General features: G+C 60.7%; 14 protein-coding genes. 10 read left to right on the top strand and 4 right to left on the bottom strand.

The annotated features are described in order from the left end of the window. Positions 1-81 precede the first annotated feature (81 nt). Together GFB49_RS09055 and GFB49_RS09050 are read left to right on the top strand one after the other, a co-directional pair. Positions 82-1,464 (top strand): leucyl aminopeptidase family protein, encoded by a 1,383-nt coding sequence (locus tag GFB49_RS09055; protein ID WP_153215531.1) that lies wholly within the window; start codon positions 82-84, stop codon positions 1,462-1,464. After that, positions 1,461-2,309, top strand: coding sequence for a C40 family peptidase (locus GFB49_RS09050; protein ID WP_343032527.1), 849 nt, complete (start codon positions 1,461-1,463; stop codon positions 2,307-2,309). Before GFB49_RS09055 ends, GFB49_RS09050 begins: the two co-directional genes overlap by 4 nt. Before the next feature lie 165 nt (positions 2,310-2,474). Here GFB49_RS09050 and GFB49_RS09045 read toward each other — a convergent pair whose 3' ends face one another. Both GFB49_RS09045 and GFB49_RS09040 read right to left on the bottom strand, forming a co-directional pair. Beyond that, positions 2,475-2,816 (bottom strand): DUF2794 domain-containing protein, encoded by a 342-nt coding sequence (locus GFB49_RS09045; RefSeq protein WP_153215530.1) that lies wholly within the window; start codon positions 2,814-2,816, stop codon positions 2,475-2,477. Positions 2,817-2,943: 127 nt separating this feature from the next. Further along, a complete protein-coding gene (locus GFB49_RS09040) occupies positions 2,944-4,653 on the bottom strand; it encodes a Y-family DNA polymerase (protein WP_343032526.1) in 1,710 nt (569 codons plus the stop codon). A 220-nt stretch (positions 4,654-4,873) separates the two neighbouring features. On the opposite strand from GFB49_RS09040, the gene GFB49_RS09035 reads away from it, so the two are divergent. Next, on the top strand, positions 4,874-5,296 hold the full coding sequence (locus GFB49_RS09035) for a c-type cytochrome (RefSeq protein ID WP_246149654.1): 423 nt from the start codon (positions 4,874-4,876) through the stop codon (positions 5,294-5,296). A gap of 15 nt (positions 5,297-5,311) precedes the next feature. Here GFB49_RS09035 and GFB49_RS09030 read toward each other — a convergent pair whose 3' ends face one another. Then, a complete protein-coding gene (locus tag GFB49_RS09030) occupies positions 5,312-5,968 on the bottom strand; it encodes a TetR/AcrR family transcriptional regulator (RefSeq protein WP_153215527.1) in 657 nt (218 codons plus the stop codon). A 426-nt stretch (positions 5,969-6,394) separates the two neighbouring features. Between GFB49_RS09030 and GFB49_RS09025 the strand changes: the two genes are divergently transcribed. From GFB49_RS09025 to GFB49_RS08995, 7 genes are all read left to right on the top strand, one after another. Beyond that, positions 6,395-7,324 carry an AEC family transporter gene (locus GFB49_RS09025; protein WP_153215526.1) on the top strand — a complete coding sequence of 310 codons (930 nt, stop codon included), beginning with the start codon at positions 6,395-6,397 and terminating at the stop codon, positions 7,322-7,324. A gap of 120 nt (positions 7,325-7,444) precedes the next feature. Further along, positions 7,445-8,278: an S-formylglutathione hydrolase gene (fghA, locus tag GFB49_RS09020; RefSeq protein WP_153215525.1), complete on the top strand. Its 834-nt coding sequence runs from the start codon at positions 7,445-7,447 to the stop codon at positions 8,276-8,278. Between the two features lie 35 nt (positions 8,279-8,313). Further along, entirely contained in the window at positions 8,314-9,804 is a 1,491-nt protein-coding gene (sthA, locus tag GFB49_RS09015) for a Si-specific NAD(P)(+) transhydrogenase (RefSeq protein WP_153215524.1), read from the top strand. Continuing rightward, positions 9,801-10,253 carry a YaiI/YqxD family protein gene (locus tag GFB49_RS09010; RefSeq protein ID WP_343032525.1) on the top strand — a complete coding sequence of 151 codons (453 nt, stop codon included), beginning with the start codon at positions 9,801-9,803 and terminating at the stop codon, positions 10,251-10,253. The genes sthA and GFB49_RS09010 overlap by 4 nt, the downstream gene beginning before the upstream one ends. Positions 10,254-10,487: 234 nt before the next feature. Continuing rightward, positions 10,488-11,450 carry a DMT family transporter gene (locus GFB49_RS09005; RefSeq protein WP_153215523.1) on the top strand — a complete coding sequence of 321 codons (963 nt, stop codon included), beginning with the start codon at positions 10,488-10,490 and terminating at the stop codon, positions 11,448-11,450. A 21-nt stretch (positions 11,451-11,471) separates the two neighbouring features. Next, positions 11,472-12,104 (top strand): HAD family hydrolase, encoded by a 633-nt coding sequence (locus GFB49_RS09000; protein ID WP_153215522.1) that lies wholly within the window; start codon positions 11,472-11,474, stop codon positions 12,102-12,104. Next, positions 12,105-13,043 carry an ornithine cyclodeaminase family protein gene (locus GFB49_RS08995; RefSeq protein WP_343032524.1) on the top strand — a complete coding sequence of 313 codons (939 nt, stop codon included), beginning with the start codon at positions 12,105-12,107 and terminating at the stop codon, positions 13,041-13,043. It begins immediately after the preceding gene. Positions 13,044-13,170: 127 nt separating this feature from the next. Here the strand turns inward: GFB49_RS08995 and GFB49_RS08990 are convergent, their stop codons facing one another. Further along, on the bottom strand, positions 13,171-14,433 hold the full coding sequence (locus GFB49_RS08990) for an MFS transporter (RefSeq protein ID WP_153215521.1): 1,263 nt from the start codon (positions 14,431-14,433) through the stop codon (positions 13,171-13,173). Positions 14,434-14,437 lie beyond the last annotated feature (4 nt).

Genomic DNA, 14,437 nt, shown 5'->3' with positions numbered 1-14,437 from the left:
ATTTTCTGAGTAAAAGGTTTGCAGCATGAAACGGTCGGGTTACTCTGGCGGGACCTAAATTGACCCAGACCGGAGCCCTTTATGACACTCGCTTTTGCTGAGGAACGCGCATCTGCAATCCCTCTTTGTGTTGTTCATCAGGACGATTTTTCCAATTGGCACGCATCGCAGCCTGATGCGGTGCAGACCTGGGTGGACGCCAACGGATTTGTTGGCGCCCTTGGTGATGCGTTGATGATCCCCAATGACACTGGAACGCCTGGTTTGGCTGTGGTCGGATATGGCACAGCGGCCAAACGGGCACGGGTACGGTTTCCCTTGGCTGCTGGCGCGTTGAAGCTGCCCGCAGGCACCTACAAGATTGTCGAAGGGCTGCCAGAGGCGGTGGCGGCGACAGAAACGCTGGGCTGGTTGCTGACTGGATATGCGTTTGATCGCTACAAAGCCGCCGCGGGCCATGCCGCACGCCTTGTTGCACCCGAAGGGGTCGATGCAGCTTTGGTGGAACGGCTGGCTGCCGCCGAGCGCCTGACCCGCGATCTGATCAACACGCCCGCCGCCGATATGGGGCCCGATGCCCTTGAGGCAGCGGCGCGGGACCTTGCCACGGCGCAGGGCGCGCAGATCTCGGTCATCTCGGGCGCGGATCTGCTGGCACAGAACTTCCCGATGATCCACGCGGTTGGACGCGCCGCCGCACAGGCACCACGGTTGATCGAGCTGCGCAAGGGCGACACCGGTCCCAAGCTGACGCTGGTGGGCAAAGGGGTCTGTTTTGACACGGGCGGTCTGAACCTCAAACCCGGCGGCAGCATGGGGCTGATGAAAAAGGACATGGGCGGGGCCGCCAATGTTCTGGGGCTGGCGCAGCTGATCTTGGCGTCGAACCTGCCGGTGCAATTGCGGGTGCTGATCCCGGCGGTGGAAAATGCGGTGGCAGGCAATGCCTTCCGTCCCGGCGATGTGCTGACAGCGCGCAATGGTCAGACGGTCGAGATCAACAATACCGATGCCGAAGGGCGGCTGGTTCTGGCCGATGCGCTTGCGCTGGGTCAGGAAGAGGAGCCGGACCTGATGATCTCTATGGCGACGCTGACCGGCGCGGCGCGGGTGGCCGTGGGACCGGATCTTGCGCCCTTTTACACCGATCACGCGCAGGATGCCGCTGCACTGGCTGAGGCCGCACAGCACCACGCCGACCCGGTCTGGCAGATGCCGTTTCACACGCCTTATGAGGCGATGATCGAGCCGCAGATTGCAGATCTGGACAATGCGCCATCAGGCGGTTTTGCCGGGTCGATTACCGCAGCCCTGTTCCTGCGCCGCTTTGCGGGCAATGCACGTTACATGCATTTCGACATCTATGGCTGGTGTCCCAGCGCCAAACCGGGACTGGCCAAGGGCGGCGTCACCCAGGGCGTGCGCGCGCTATTTGCCAGCCTGCCCGGGATGTTGTCGCTGTGAGTGCGCCCCCCTTTGACCGACGCCGCACGCCGATCAATGACCGGGTGGCAGCAGCCCATCTGGCGGCGCAGGCTGAAGGTCGCACTGTGACGGCGGGGCGTTTGGGACAGGTCACGGTGCCGGTGACAGACCTGCGTCGCGCCCCCGACGGCCCGCGCGACCGGCAACTGTTGTTGGGCGCGACGGTGCAGATCTTTGACCAGTACGCGGGCTGGTGTTTTGTTCAGGCTGCGCAGGACGGTTATGTCGGCTATGTTGCCACCACCGATGTGGTAGGGACACCGGCTGAGGCCACCCATTGGGTCAGCGCGCCCGCAAGCCATGCCTATACTGAGGCGGATTTCAAATCGCCTGAGCGGATGGCGCTGAGCTTCGGCAGCCAGATCCGCGTCGAAGCTCAAGGCGCGCGTTTTGCTAAAACCCCCTGGGGGTATGTACCGCATGCGCATCTACGCCCCTTGGACGCCCGGACCTCTGACCCCGTGGCAGTGGCCGAGATGTTTCTGGGTACGCCTTATCTGTGGGGGGGCAACAGCCGTTGGGGGATTGATTGTTCCGGCCTCATACAGGCCGCTTGTCTGGCCTGTGGAATAGAGTGTCCAGGCGACAGCGATCAACAAGAAGCTGAGCTGGGCGCGCCCTGTGAACCTGGTGCGTCATACCAACGGGGGGATCTGCTGTTTTGGAAAGGCCATGTGGGCATTATGGCCGACGCGGATCGACTGCTGCACGCCAATGTGTTTCACATGGCGGTGGCTTTTGAAAACATTCACGCCGCCATCACGCGCATCGCAGCCCAAGGCGACGGGCCGGTCACCGCGCATAAACGCCTGTCTACTGGATAAGCTGACGTCGAGATGAGGGATGTCGGATCGCTGATGCGATCCGACCGGGGGTGGCGGGGGCGCGGGTCCTTTGGACCCGCGCCCCCGGCACCCTCCCCCTTTACGATAGGATCCGCGCGGTGGGGATGTTGTTTACGACGATAGCCCCTGTTCACCGCCAAGTGATTAGTCCACCGAGCGGATCAGCTTACGTTCGAGAACCCGCAGCACCGTGCGCAGATCGTGACCTCGTTTCAGAATCTGGCCGTCCATTCCCACAACAGAATACTGTCCTTGGCGATTGCGCAGTTTTGGCTGTTTCTCGATCCGATAAAGCGGGGTCTCAGCCGTGCGTCGAAACACGGAAAACACCGCCAGTTCACGCAGGTTTGAGATGCCATAGTCCCGCCACTCTCCAGCAGCAACCATCCGGCCATAAAGCGACAGGATGATCTGCATCTCCCGCTTGTCAAATGCCACCTGCGGGCTGTGGGGGCGCAATGTCTGCCCAAGTTGCTGAAAGCTCATACCCTTAGCCTGCGGGGATTTTACGATCAAATCAAGCGTGTTTCCGCACCCCGCCGCAATCCTCGCCGATCTGTGACGGGGCCTATGCGCGGCTTTGCACCGCCAATCCCGGACGAATACCCCCTGTTCAGCCAAAGCTGCCCTGGCAGAACCATCCCCGCGACAGCGCCGCGCCATGGGCAAAATAGAGCCACAGGCGCTGCCCGTCCTCGGTCACCACACGCCAGTAATCCCGCACGCCGCTGCGCCAGTTTGGATCATCCAGCCACCATTCCGGCGCAATCCGTTCCGGTCCCTCGCGCTGCAGACAGTGCCAGTCACGACCGCGCCAGCGAAAACACGCATCTAACTCCGGCACATCCTGAGCCTGCACCAGTTCCGGCGGCCACAGCAGCACCGGCCGAGGGCGCGCCACATGCGGCCAGCGCGCGACGGCTTCGGACCAGGCGGCGGCCTGCAGCTGTGCCGTCTTCTCGGGCACATGGGTTTCCACCGGATGATAGCGGGTCAGCGCTTCGGTCCCGACCCGCGCGCCCAGGCGGCCCAGAACATCCGCAAGCTGATGATCGGCGGCGCGCGCCCGCGCGCCTGCCTCAAGATGACCAACCTGGCGACGACCATGCAGCGGCTCGGCCTGCAGCACCTGCAGCCGCAGCTGGTCGATACCAAAACCGGCATCCAGCTGCTCTAGCTTCATCGCAAGCAAGGGGCGGATCCGCGCTGGTGTCCGGCTGGGGCGGGCCAATGTCACCTCCACAACCTCAGCCGCCTGATCGGTGCGCTGCGCCTCAAGCCGCAGCACCCGTGCCCCCTTGCCCCGCGCCTCAAGCCGGGCGCAAAGCTGCGGCAACATGCGATCCAACGCCGCCAAGAGATCCGACATCAGGCCAATGGGCTCGGGCAGGGTCAATCGCACGGCAAAATGATCCGGCGCGCGCGCAGGCGATATGGGTTCGGGGGCGCTGCCCATGGCCTGATCCAGCCGCAGCACCAGCCCCCGGCCAAAACGGCGAGCCAAAGCCGCCCGTGGTTGACCCAGCAAGTCGCCGATCTGGCGCAGCCCCAACCGGTTCAGCTGCGCCACCATCGCCGGATCAAGGCGCAGCGCCGCCACCGGCAAAGGGGCCAGTGCACCATAGGTCTGGCCCGGTGGCGCGATCCGCACCTGTCCCGCCGGGCTGGCCACCCGATCCGGCGCGGTGCCGCCCCGTGTCCAGTGGCGGCCTTTGCCCTTTTGTGGCGCGCCAGCGCGGCTGGGCTGAGCACGGGCCCGGGTGGCGCGCGCCTCTTGCTGAATGGCATCGCCAGAACGGTCACTGCCCACCTCTCCCTGCACGAACCGCGCCAGCGCCCAGGCGGCCCCCCGCGTGTCCGCCAGCCCCAAGGCCACACTGACCCCCATCGCCGCGCACTCTGCATCAATCCGCGCCACCAGCGCCGCCTCCCCGCCAAAAAGATGGGCGCAGCCCGTCAGATCCAGCACCAGCGCATCTTCGCCTTCGGCAGCAACCCAAGGACTGAATTGTGCGGCCCAACGTTGCAAAGCCGCCAGAAACGCCTGTTCGGCCGGGCGGTTGCGGCTGCGGGCCACCAGATGGGCGCAGACCGCATGAGCATCACGCAGGCTTTGTCCAACCAAAAGCCCTGCATTTTCTGCTGCGGCGCTTAACGACGAAATAACCTGCATGTTGGACACTTCCTCTGTCACCGCCAAGGGCGCGGTGATGCCGCCACGGTCCTGGCGCAGGATGCGGTCCGCCCCCAAGCGGGGAAACCACAGCGACAGGATCCGGCGGTGCGGCGCACGCGCAGGTAGTGACGCAGGAGTTGGTGACACTGGGGCTGGTGATTCAGGTCGTGGTGGCTCAGGTCGTAGTGGCATGGGCAGCGGGCGTGAAGTGAGACGCAATCGACCGGTTTCGGCCGGGCGTGATTTGGAATGATGGTTGGCAACAGCAGGGGCAGATCTGCATATGTTCTATATTTGTTCTCATTGGGCGATTCGGTCAATACGCCGGCTCTGGCCCAGCCTGTTTGCCGCGACCGCGGTTCTGATTATGGCGCTCAGCGGCAGTTTGAGCGCCAATCACGGGGTCACAAACCCCAAGGTGCAGGCGCGGGTGGATCTGATGACCACCCAGAAAGCCGCGCTCACCCTTTTGTCAGAGATGGCCTCCACCCGGCGCCCCTTTGACCGCAGCCAGGCACGTGCTGCACGCAAATCTCTTGAGAAAACCACAAGCCAGATCCCAAAACGGTTCCGCCGCCCGCACCGGGACCCGCATAGCCTGGCAAAAGCAGCGCTTTGGCACAATTGGGATGACTTCAAAGCACGCGCCAAACGGGCAAATACAGCGGTCAAAGAGCTGAACACACGCTCGCTCACCGGCTTGCGCCGCAGTTTACCCGCCGTGATCCAGAGCTGTCATGCCTGCCATGATACCTACAAGAACCCCGGCCACGAGTTTACAACCCACTGATCCTGCGGCGTTAACTTAGGTGTCGCTGACACCAAAGCGGGCCAGGAACAGATCCACCGCCGCAGCGGCCACCCGGTGGAAATCCGCCTCGGGGAAATCACGCTCGTTCAGAAACACCGCCCGCAGCAGAAGGTCCGCTTTGCACAGTTCCACAAATTGGTCGGCGGCGGTGTCATAATCTTCGACCCGAAGCTGGCCCGCATCCGTTGCGGTTTCCAAATAGGCGCGGACCTCGTTGCGAATGGCCATTGGCCCGCTTTGATAAAACAACTCCCCCAGCTCCGGAAACTGCTTGGCCTCGGCCACGCAGACCCGAAACATCTGTTGCGAGATTTCTGAGGTGTAGGAGCCCATGACCTGACGCGCAATGGAATACAGGACCTTTTCAGGCGCGCAGCCCGGTGGCAAAGGATCTCCGGCCAGATCCGACTGGCGCTGGCATTCGGTGCGCACAACCTCGCTGAACAAAAGGCGTTTGTCGGGGAAGTAACTGTATAATGTGGCCTTGGACACCGAGGCTTCACGGGCAATGTCATCCACGCTGGTGCGTTCAAACCCTTTGGACATAAAGAGCTTGCGCGCGCCCTCCAGCACCTGGTCGAATTTACGCCCCGTCCGCTGAATCGCGGCACTTGGCTTGTCCAGTTTCAACTGCCCCGTCTCGGCGCTCATACCTGCTCCCATCATCGTCAGACGCTGCCTCAACTTAGGGCATGGAGCAGGGCAGGAACACCCGCGTTCAACTTTTCTTGTACTGCAGCTTGTGCCATGCGCCAAAAACCAGGCGCGCCGTCACCAAGCCCCACCGGGAGGCTCCCGCCAAATCCGGAGACAGTCACAGACTGCCCCTCCTCTGTTGGGCCAAGCGCCGCGCGCAACGCGCGGCGCGGTTGCGTCCAGATCAGCCCTGGATGGCTGGCACGTCCGCCCTGCACCCGACAGGGTGCAGGGCCACGCCCAACGGAAGCGGATCACACTAGTGATCCGACGACGGGCGGGAGGGTTTGCGGCATCAAATGCGCAACACTGGTAAAATTTTCGAACCAATTCCACTTCTGCCTTTGAACCCTTTTCGCCACCACGCTAACACTTGTCACAATGCTGGACATCTTCTTCAGAACCCTCCCCTTTTTCGCAATCATCGGCCTCGGTTTCGGTGCCGGGCGGAGCGGCTTTCTGCAGCCCGCTGCCACCGCCGCCCTGACGCGGTTTGTCTTTTTCTTCCCCCTGTCGGCCATGATCTTCCGCTTTGCGGCCAATCTCACCTTTGGTGAGATCTTTGACCCCGATCTCTTGTGGGCCTATCTGATCGGCACAACTGCCGCTTATCTCATGGCGGTGGGGGTCGCGCTTTGGCGGCGGCAAAGCGGGCCCGTGACAGCGGTGGAAGCCCAGTGTTTTGCGATCGGCAACACCGGTTTTCTCGGACTTCCGATGATGGCGGTCCTATTTGGCGAGGCGTCGGTTGCGCCCGTCATGTTGATCCTTGCCATCGACCTGATCGTGTTTTCCTCTCTCATCGTCATCCTGATCAACCTGGGCCGGGGTCAGGGCCTGCGTCCGGGCACGCTGTGGCTGGTGGTCAAAGGCCTGCTGACAAATCCAATGATCCTGTCGATCACCGCGGGTCTTCTGTGGGCCGCGCTGGAACTGCCAATCCCCGACCCGATGAATGAATTTCTGGCAATCCTGGCCGGGGCCGCCACCCCTGGCGCTTTGTTTGCCATTGGCGCGTCCCTTGCCATCAAATCCGCCGAACGGATCGAAGTAGCCGCCTGGCTCAGCTTTGGCAAGCTGGTGATCCACCCGGCCTGCGTGGCGGCCTGTGTGCTGTGGCTGATCCCGGTTGCCGCCTACCCGGCGCAGATCGCCATTGCCACCGCTGCGCTGCCGGTGGCGGGCAATGTCTATATGCTGGCGCAACACTATGGGGTGGCGCCACAACGGGTCTCGGCGGCGATTTTCCTTTCCACCCTTGCATCCATCATCACACTGCCCGCCGTTATCGCCTGGGTTTCCACGTTTTAGCGCCAAAGTTTCAGATAAAAGCAATCAATTGGCGCGAAAACACCTTTCCATGGCGTCCTGATGCTGGACGCCTCGGCACTGGCGCTTTAGCGGTAGGGCAAAACAGGTAGGAGGCGATTCATGGAAACGATTTCTGAGAACACATGTTTTGGCGGCACCCAAGGCGTTTACCGTCACAAAAGCAGCAGCACCGGCGGCGATATGACCTTTGGTCTGTTCCTCCCCGCCGAAGCACAGGATGGGCCGGTTCCCATTCTGTGGTATCTCTCGGGCCTGACATGCACCCATGAAAACGCCATGACCAAAGCGGGCGCACAGGCCTGGTGCGCCGAACAGGGGATCGCCATTGTCTTCCCCGACACCTCCCCCCGCGGCGAAGATGTTGCAGATGACGCAGCCTATGATCTGGGTCAGGGCGCTGGCTTTTATGTCGACGCCACCCAAGCGCCCTGGGCCCCGCATTTCCAGATGTGGACCTATATCGCTGACGAGCTGCCTGCCCTACTGGGGGAAAACTTTGCCATTGATCTGGAGCGTCAGGCGATCACCGGCCATTCCATGGGCGGCCACGGCGCGCTGACATTGGCGATGGGTATGCCGGGCCGGTTCAAATCAGTCTCGGCCTTTGCGCCAATCTCAAACCCCACCGCCAGCGACTGGGGCAAAAAGCAGCTGAGCGCCTATCTGGGCGATGATCAAAGCCTCTGGGCCAAGCATGACGCCACGCTGATGATGCGCGAGACCGGCTTTAATGGCCCTGTGCTGATCGACACCGGCACCCAGGACCAGTTCATTGACCTGCTGAAGCCCGAAGCTCTGGCCGAAGCCGCAAACGCACGCCGCCAGCAGGCCACCCTGCGCCTGCAGCCCGGCTATGACCACAGCTATTTCTTTGTCGCCAGCTTCATCGAAGAGCATGTCGCCTTCCATGCTGACGCGCTTTATGCCAGCTAAACCGAGACACCCCCAAGACACCAAGGAGCCCTGTTATGAGCAAATTTGATTATGATCTGATTGTCATCGGCTCGGGCCCTTCGGGGCGCACGGCGGCCATCCAAGCGGCCAAGCTGAAGCGCCGGGTACTGGTCATCGACCGCAAGGACCGGCTGGGTGGTGTGTCTGTTCACACCGGCACCATCCCCTCCAAAACCCTGCGGGAAACAGTTTTGAACCTGACCGGCTGGCGCGAGCGCAGTTTTTATGGCCGCTCCTACCGGGTCAAAGATCAGATCAAAGCCGATGATCTGAAAGCGCGCCTGCATATGACCCTGGATTACGAGGTCGACGTGTTGGAGCACCAGTTCAACCGAAACCACGTGGAAACCCTTGCGGGCATGGCACATTTTGTTGGCCCCAATGAGGTTGAAGTGGAAATTGAAGCCGGCGACACCACTCGTGTTACCGGTGAAAAATTCCTGATCGCCACTGGCACCCGCACCTATCGCCCGGAATATGTGCCTTTTAACGGCAAAACCGTGGTGGATGGGGATGAGTTCCTGGAGATGGCCGAAATCCCGCGCTCGCTGGTTGTGGTGGGTGCAGGCGTGATTGGCGTGGAATATGCCACCATGTTTGCCGCCCTGGATGTGCGGGTGACCTTGATCGAACCACGTGACACATTCCTGGATTTCATCGACCGCACCTTGATCCAGGAGTTCACCCATCAGATCCGTGAAAACGGTGTAGATCTGCGTCTGGGCTCTGCGATTGAGAGCATCGAGGACGAAGGCAGCCATATCGAGGTGACACTGGAAAACGGCCGCCACATCCGCGGAGAGATGCTGTTGTTTGCCGCCGGACGTATGGGCAATACGGATCGCTTGAATCTCGGCGCAGTCGGGCTTGAAACCGACCACCGCGGCCGTTTGGCCGTTGAGCGCAAAACCTATCAGACAAAGGTCGGCCACATCTATGCAACCGGCGACGTGATCGGCCACCCGTCGCTCGCCTCCACATCCCTGCAGCAGGGCCGTGTTGCCGCCTGCCACGCGCTGGAAACCCCAACCGTTCCCGAAAGCCCCTGGTACCCCTATGGCATCTATTCGGTGCCGGAAATGTCGACCTGTGGCATGTCCGAGGAAGAGCTGCAGGAGCGCGGTGTGCCCTATGAAGTTGGCATCGCCCGCTTCCGCGAGACCTCGCGTGGGCATATCATGGGTCTGGAACATGGTATGCTGAAAATGCTGTTCTCGCTGAAAACCCGCCGGGTTCTGGGCGTGCAGATCGTAGGCGAAGGCGCCACCGAGCTGATCCATATCGCACAGGCGGTTTTGAACCTGCAGGGCACCGTGGATTATTTTGTGCAGAATACGTTCAACTATCCCACCCTGGCGGAAGCCTATAAAATCGCCGGTCTGGATGCGTTCAACCGCATGCCAATCCCCGAGGAATACAAGGTGCCAACGGCCGCAAAGGCCAAAAAAGCCGCGCCTGCCAAAGCCAAGGCAGATGCGGATAAAACCACCAAGGCGGCGGAGTGAGCGCGCTTTTTCTGGATGCCGATGCCTGCCCGGTCAAAGCCGAGGCAGAGCGGGTTGCCACACGCCACAAATTGCGCATGTTCGTCGTGTCAAACGGCGGGCTGCGCCCCTCGCAGAACCCAATGGTGGAAAATGTCATCGTCGCCGAGGGCGCGGATGAGGCGGACAAATGGATCGCCGAACGCTGTGGGCCAGGCGATGTGGTGGTCACCGGTGACATTCCGCTGGCAGCCAAATGTATTGAAGCGGGCGCACGGGTGCTGCGCCACAATGGTGAGCGGTTTACCGAGGCCAATATCGGCCAACAACTGGCCATGCGCGATCTGATGGCCGATCTGCGCGCCGCCAACCCATTGGGCAGCCAAGGCGGCGGCAAAGGTTTTACCAAAGCCGACCGCTCCCGGTTTCTGGACGCCCTGGAACGCGAGTTGCGCGCGGCGCGCGGTTGAGCTCCCTTACCATCGCGAAGTTCTCCCGCCCGCCGCACGGGGATCACAGATCCCCTGACGGCCGTTGGGCCGGGCAGCGCCTGACGGCGCTGCGGTTGGTGGCCTAATCTGACCTTGCCGCAGCCTGTTTAAAAGTGACACAGCCAAGCTGCACCCTCCCAAAATTGTACCTCTGGGCGAATACATTTGCCTTGGCCCCCGGCCTGCGCCACAAGCAGAGCGGGAGATTTGAAGATGCAGACCAACGGAAACCAAGCAAAGCTGATCGGCATTTTGGCCGCCACTGGTGGAGCGGCCTGTTTTTCGATCATCGACATGCTGTTCAAGTTCCTGTCGACTGATTTTCCACTGTATGAGGTTGTCTTTATCCGCACGCTGGTGGCGCTGACGCTGTTGCTGGCTGTGCTGACGCCCTTGGCCGGCGGCTATCACACATTGCGGACCCGGCACCCGCGCCTCCATCTGCTGCGCAGCCTCTTGGTTCTGGGGGCGAATATCACGTTTTTCTCAGGCCTTGCCGTTTTGCCGCTGGCCGATGCGGTGGCCATCAGCTTTGCCACGCCATTGATTGTCACCCTGTTGTCGGTGGTGATTTTGGGCGAGAAGGTAGGCCCCTGGCGGTGGAGCGCCGTGGGTCTGGGTTTTCTGGGCGTTGTGATCATCATGCGCCCGGCCAGCACAAGCTTTCAATGGGCCAGCCTGCTGCCGTTTCTGGGGGCCTGCGGATATGCCGGCATGCATGTGTTGTCGCGCCGGATTGGCAAAAGCGACGCCACGGTTGCCCTGTCCTTTTATCCGCTGTGCGGGTTTTTATTGATCAGCACGCTGGCCGGTCTCACCTTTGGTGATGGCCATTTGGCGCAAGGCACTTCGGATGTGACCGGTTTTCTATTGCGCGCCTGGCGTTGGCCAGAGGGGGGTGAATGGCCGCTGCTGATTGCAGCTGGACTTGCCGGATCTGTGGGCGGATTTTTGATCAGCCACGCCTATAAAACCGCCGAAGCGGGGTTAATCGCGCCGTTTGAATATATCGCCCTGCCCCTGGCCGCGCTATGGGGCGTTCTGGTATTTCAGGACTGGCCGGACCCCTTTGTCTGGGGTGGCGGTCTGCTGATTATTGCGGCAGGCCTCTTGTCGCTGTGGCGGGAAACCCTGCGCAACGCGCCCCCCAGCCGCCCACGACCCCGCAATACTTAGATCATAGAAAAGGTGACATTCATGCCCGACACGCACGACATCAAAGCCGTTGTTTTTGACCTCGGAAACGTGTTGATCAACTGGGCGCCGGAGGCGTTTTTTGACAACCAGATCGGCGCAGAGCGACGCAAAGCCTTCTTTGACGCGGTGCCCATGCATGAGACAAACCTGAATATTGACCGGGGTTATCCGTTTCGAGACACCATCGCGGATCTGGCCCAGGCGCATCCTGAATGGCAGACCGAGATCTGGATGTGGCACGACAATTGGCTGCAAATGGCCTCACCGCGTATTTCGCATTCCGAGCGTCTTTTGCGCGCGCTCAAATCCAAAGGGATACCGGTCCTGTCCCTGACCAATTTTGGCGTCGAGACCTTTGAAATCGCCAAAGAGGAATACGAGTTCCTGTCGCTGTTTGACCAATCCTATGTGTCGGGTCAGCTGAAATGCATCAAACCCGACGCAGAAATTTACGCACATCTGGAGGCGGGCAGTGGGTTTTCCGGTACGGAACTGATCTTTGCCGATGACCGCACCGACAATGTCAAAGCCGCGGCTCAGCGCGGCTGGCACACCCATTTGTTCACAACACCGCAAGGGTGGGCGGACCGACTGGTGTCGGAACAGCTTTTGACCGAAGAGGAGGCGCAATAAGTGCTGCCATCTATTTCATTTGCAGAAGGGGAAGCGCTGCTGGATTGGCGGGGTTTGACAGAGGCACTGGCCAAGGGGCACGACCACCCCAAAGCGGAGATCGGCGATACATTCCTATATCGGGGTGAGGATACGCTTTTGAGCCGCGCAGCCTGGATCGATGGGCTTGGGATGGCCGTAAAAACCGCCAATATCTTCCCGAACAACCCAGAACACGGTGAAGCGCCGATCAATGGTTCGGTTGTGCTTTATGCCGATAAAACCGGCCTGCCCGAAGCCTTGGTTGATTTTCATCTGGTTACCAAATGGAAAACGGCCGGTGACAGCCTGCTGGGAGCATTGCGCTTGGCCAATCCAGCGGCCAAAGAGATCCTGATCGTCGGCGCAGGCACCGTGGCGGCCTCGCTGATCGAAGCGTTTTCGAGCTGCTATGACACCGCGCAAATCCGGATCTGGAACCGGACACAGGCCAAGGCCGAAGCCCTGGCCAAAACCTATCCCGATATCGCAGTTGCTGCGGATCTTGAACCAGCGGTGCGGCAGGCGGACATCATTGTCACCTGCACAATGACACAAACTCCGGTGATCCAGGGCGAATGGCTGCGCCCGGGGCAACATCTCAACATGATCGGGGCCTACCGCCCCGATATGCGGGAAGCCGATGACGCTGCTCTCATACGGTCCAAGATCTATACCGACAGTTTTGACACCACATTGGATCATATCGGCGAATTTGCCTTGCCATTGGCAGCGGGCGTAATCTCACGCTCGGATGTGAAGGCAGACTTCTATGGGCTGGAGCAATTCCCAAACTTCGATACAGATCAGATCACCCTGTTTAAAAACGGCGGCGGCGCCCATCTGGACCTGATGACCGCCCGCCATATCCTGTCGCTGTGGCAAGAAACAGCCAAAGGCTCCCGCCCGTCTTCGATCTAAAGATCTCATCCCGTTGGGCCAAGCGCCGCTATCGCGGCGCGGGTGTGCCCGGCATGGATTTCATCTTTTTGAAAATACTTCGGGGTGAATTGGCCGCAGGCCAAGAGGGGCAGAGCCCCCTCCACCCTCACGCCGCAACCGCTGTCAGGGGCCGTTCTTTCACCGGCAGATGCACAATTGCGCTGAAGGCTCCAACGGCAACGCCAATCCACCAAACAAAAGTATAATCCCCGTAGACATCATACATCCGCCCACCCAGCCAAACGCCCAGGAAACCACCCAGCTGGTGACTGAAAAACACAATCCCATAAAGTGTTCCCATATAACGCAGCCCGTAGATATGCGCGATCAGCCCCGAGGTCAGCGGCACTGTGGCCAGCCACAAAGACCCCATGACGATCGAGAACACAATCACCGACAGCGGCGTGATCGGCATCAGGATGAAAGCCGCCGCGACAATGGTCCGGGCCAGGTAGATACCCGCCAACAGATATTTCTTGGAAAACCGCTTTCCAGCCCAGCCCGCAAGCAGCGTGCCGCCGACATTTGCAGCTCCGATCAGGGCAATCGACACCGCCCCAAGCGCCGATGTTGTCGTCACCCCGATCCCATGCAGCAGGCTGCCGGGCATGATCGGGCCACACATTTCCGTCACGAAAGCAGGGAAATGCGCGGTAATAAAGGCGAGTTGATAACCACAGCTGAAAAAGCCCAGAAAGATCAGCGTATAGCTCGGGTCTTTCATTGCCTTCTTCAGGATGCCGCCCAGGCTCTCTTCCAGTTCTGCCTTGCTGGCCATAGCAGGTGCGCGCATCAGCGGCAGGGTCAGGATCAACGACAAAACCGTGGCGGCAAAGATCACAAACACCACCTGCCAGCTGAGGAAGGACAACAGCCATTCCGCTGTTGGCGCACCGATGATCTGCCCGGCAGAGCCCGCAGCCGTGACAATGGCCAAGGACATCGAGCGATTTTCATCTGAACTTGACCGGCCCACCACGGCCAGAACCACTCCAAAACCTGTGCCTGCGACGCCAAAGCCCACCAGCCACTCATAGGCCTGCATGGCACCGGGTGTGGTGGCGCCTGCGCTTAGAACCAGACCAACCGCATAGATGATCGCGCCCAGAATGATCGCTTTGCGATCCCCGATCCGTTCGGCCAAAGCGCCAAAAATCGGCTGACCGACACCCCAAGCCAGATTCTGGATTGCGATGGCCAGCGAAAACTCGGCGCGCGCCCAGCCGAACTCTTCTGCGATGGGAATTTGAAACACCCCAAAAGAGGCGCGCACCGCAAAGCTGACCATGATGATCACACAGCCCACAATCAAAACGGGCGTAAAAAGCGGCAGGGGCCGGGCCGGGTTTGCGGCTGCTGGCTGGGTCATGAGG

The sequence above is a fragment of the Tritonibacter litoralis genome (assembly GCF_009496005.1).
In the GTDB taxonomy this organism is placed as follows: domain Bacteria; phylum Pseudomonadota; class Alphaproteobacteria; order Rhodobacterales; family Rhodobacteraceae; genus Epibacterium; species Epibacterium litoralis.
The sequence above is the reverse complement of the archived record's forward strand: the minus strand, read 5'-3'. Positions and strand labels throughout refer to the sequence as shown.

Bases quoted from the DNA above. Each gene is read 5' to 3' on its own strand.
- sthA (WP_153215524.1), top strand. From the start codon at position 8,314: ATGAGCAAATTTGATTATGATCTGATTGTCATCGGCTCGGGCCCTTCG.
- GFB49_RS09025 (WP_153215526.1), top strand. From the start codon at position 6,395: ATGCTGGACATCTTCTTCAGAACCCTCCCCTTTTTCGCAATCATCGGC.
- GFB49_RS09030 (WP_153215527.1), bottom strand. From the start codon at position 5,968: ATGAGCGCCGAGACGGGGCAGTTGAAACTGGACAAGCCAAGTGCCGCG.
- GFB49_RS08990 (WP_153215521.1), bottom strand. From the start codon at position 14,433: ATGACCCAGCCAGCAGCCGCAAACCCGGCCCGGCCCCTGCCGCTTTTT.
- GFB49_RS09005 (WP_153215523.1), top strand. From the start codon at position 10,488: ATGCAGACCAACGGAAACCAAGCAAAGCTGATCGGCATTTTGGCCGCC.
- fghA (WP_153215525.1), top strand. From the start codon at position 7,445: ATGGAAACGATTTCTGAGAACACATGTTTTGGCGGCACCCAAGGCGTT.
- GFB49_RS09045 (WP_153215530.1), bottom strand. From the start codon at position 2,816: ATGAGCTTTCAGCAACTTGGGCAGACATTGCGCCCCCACAGCCCGCAG.
- GFB49_RS09055 (WP_153215531.1), top strand. From the start codon at position 82: ATGACACTCGCTTTTGCTGAGGAACGCGCATCTGCAATCCCTCTTTGT.
- GFB49_RS09000 (WP_153215522.1), top strand. From the start codon at position 11,472: ATGCCCGACACGCACGACATCAAAGCCGTTGTTTTTGACCTCGGAAAC.
- GFB49_RS09035 (WP_246149654.1), top strand. From the start codon at position 4,874: ATGGCGCTCAGCGGCAGTTTGAGCGCCAATCACGGGGTCACAAACCCC.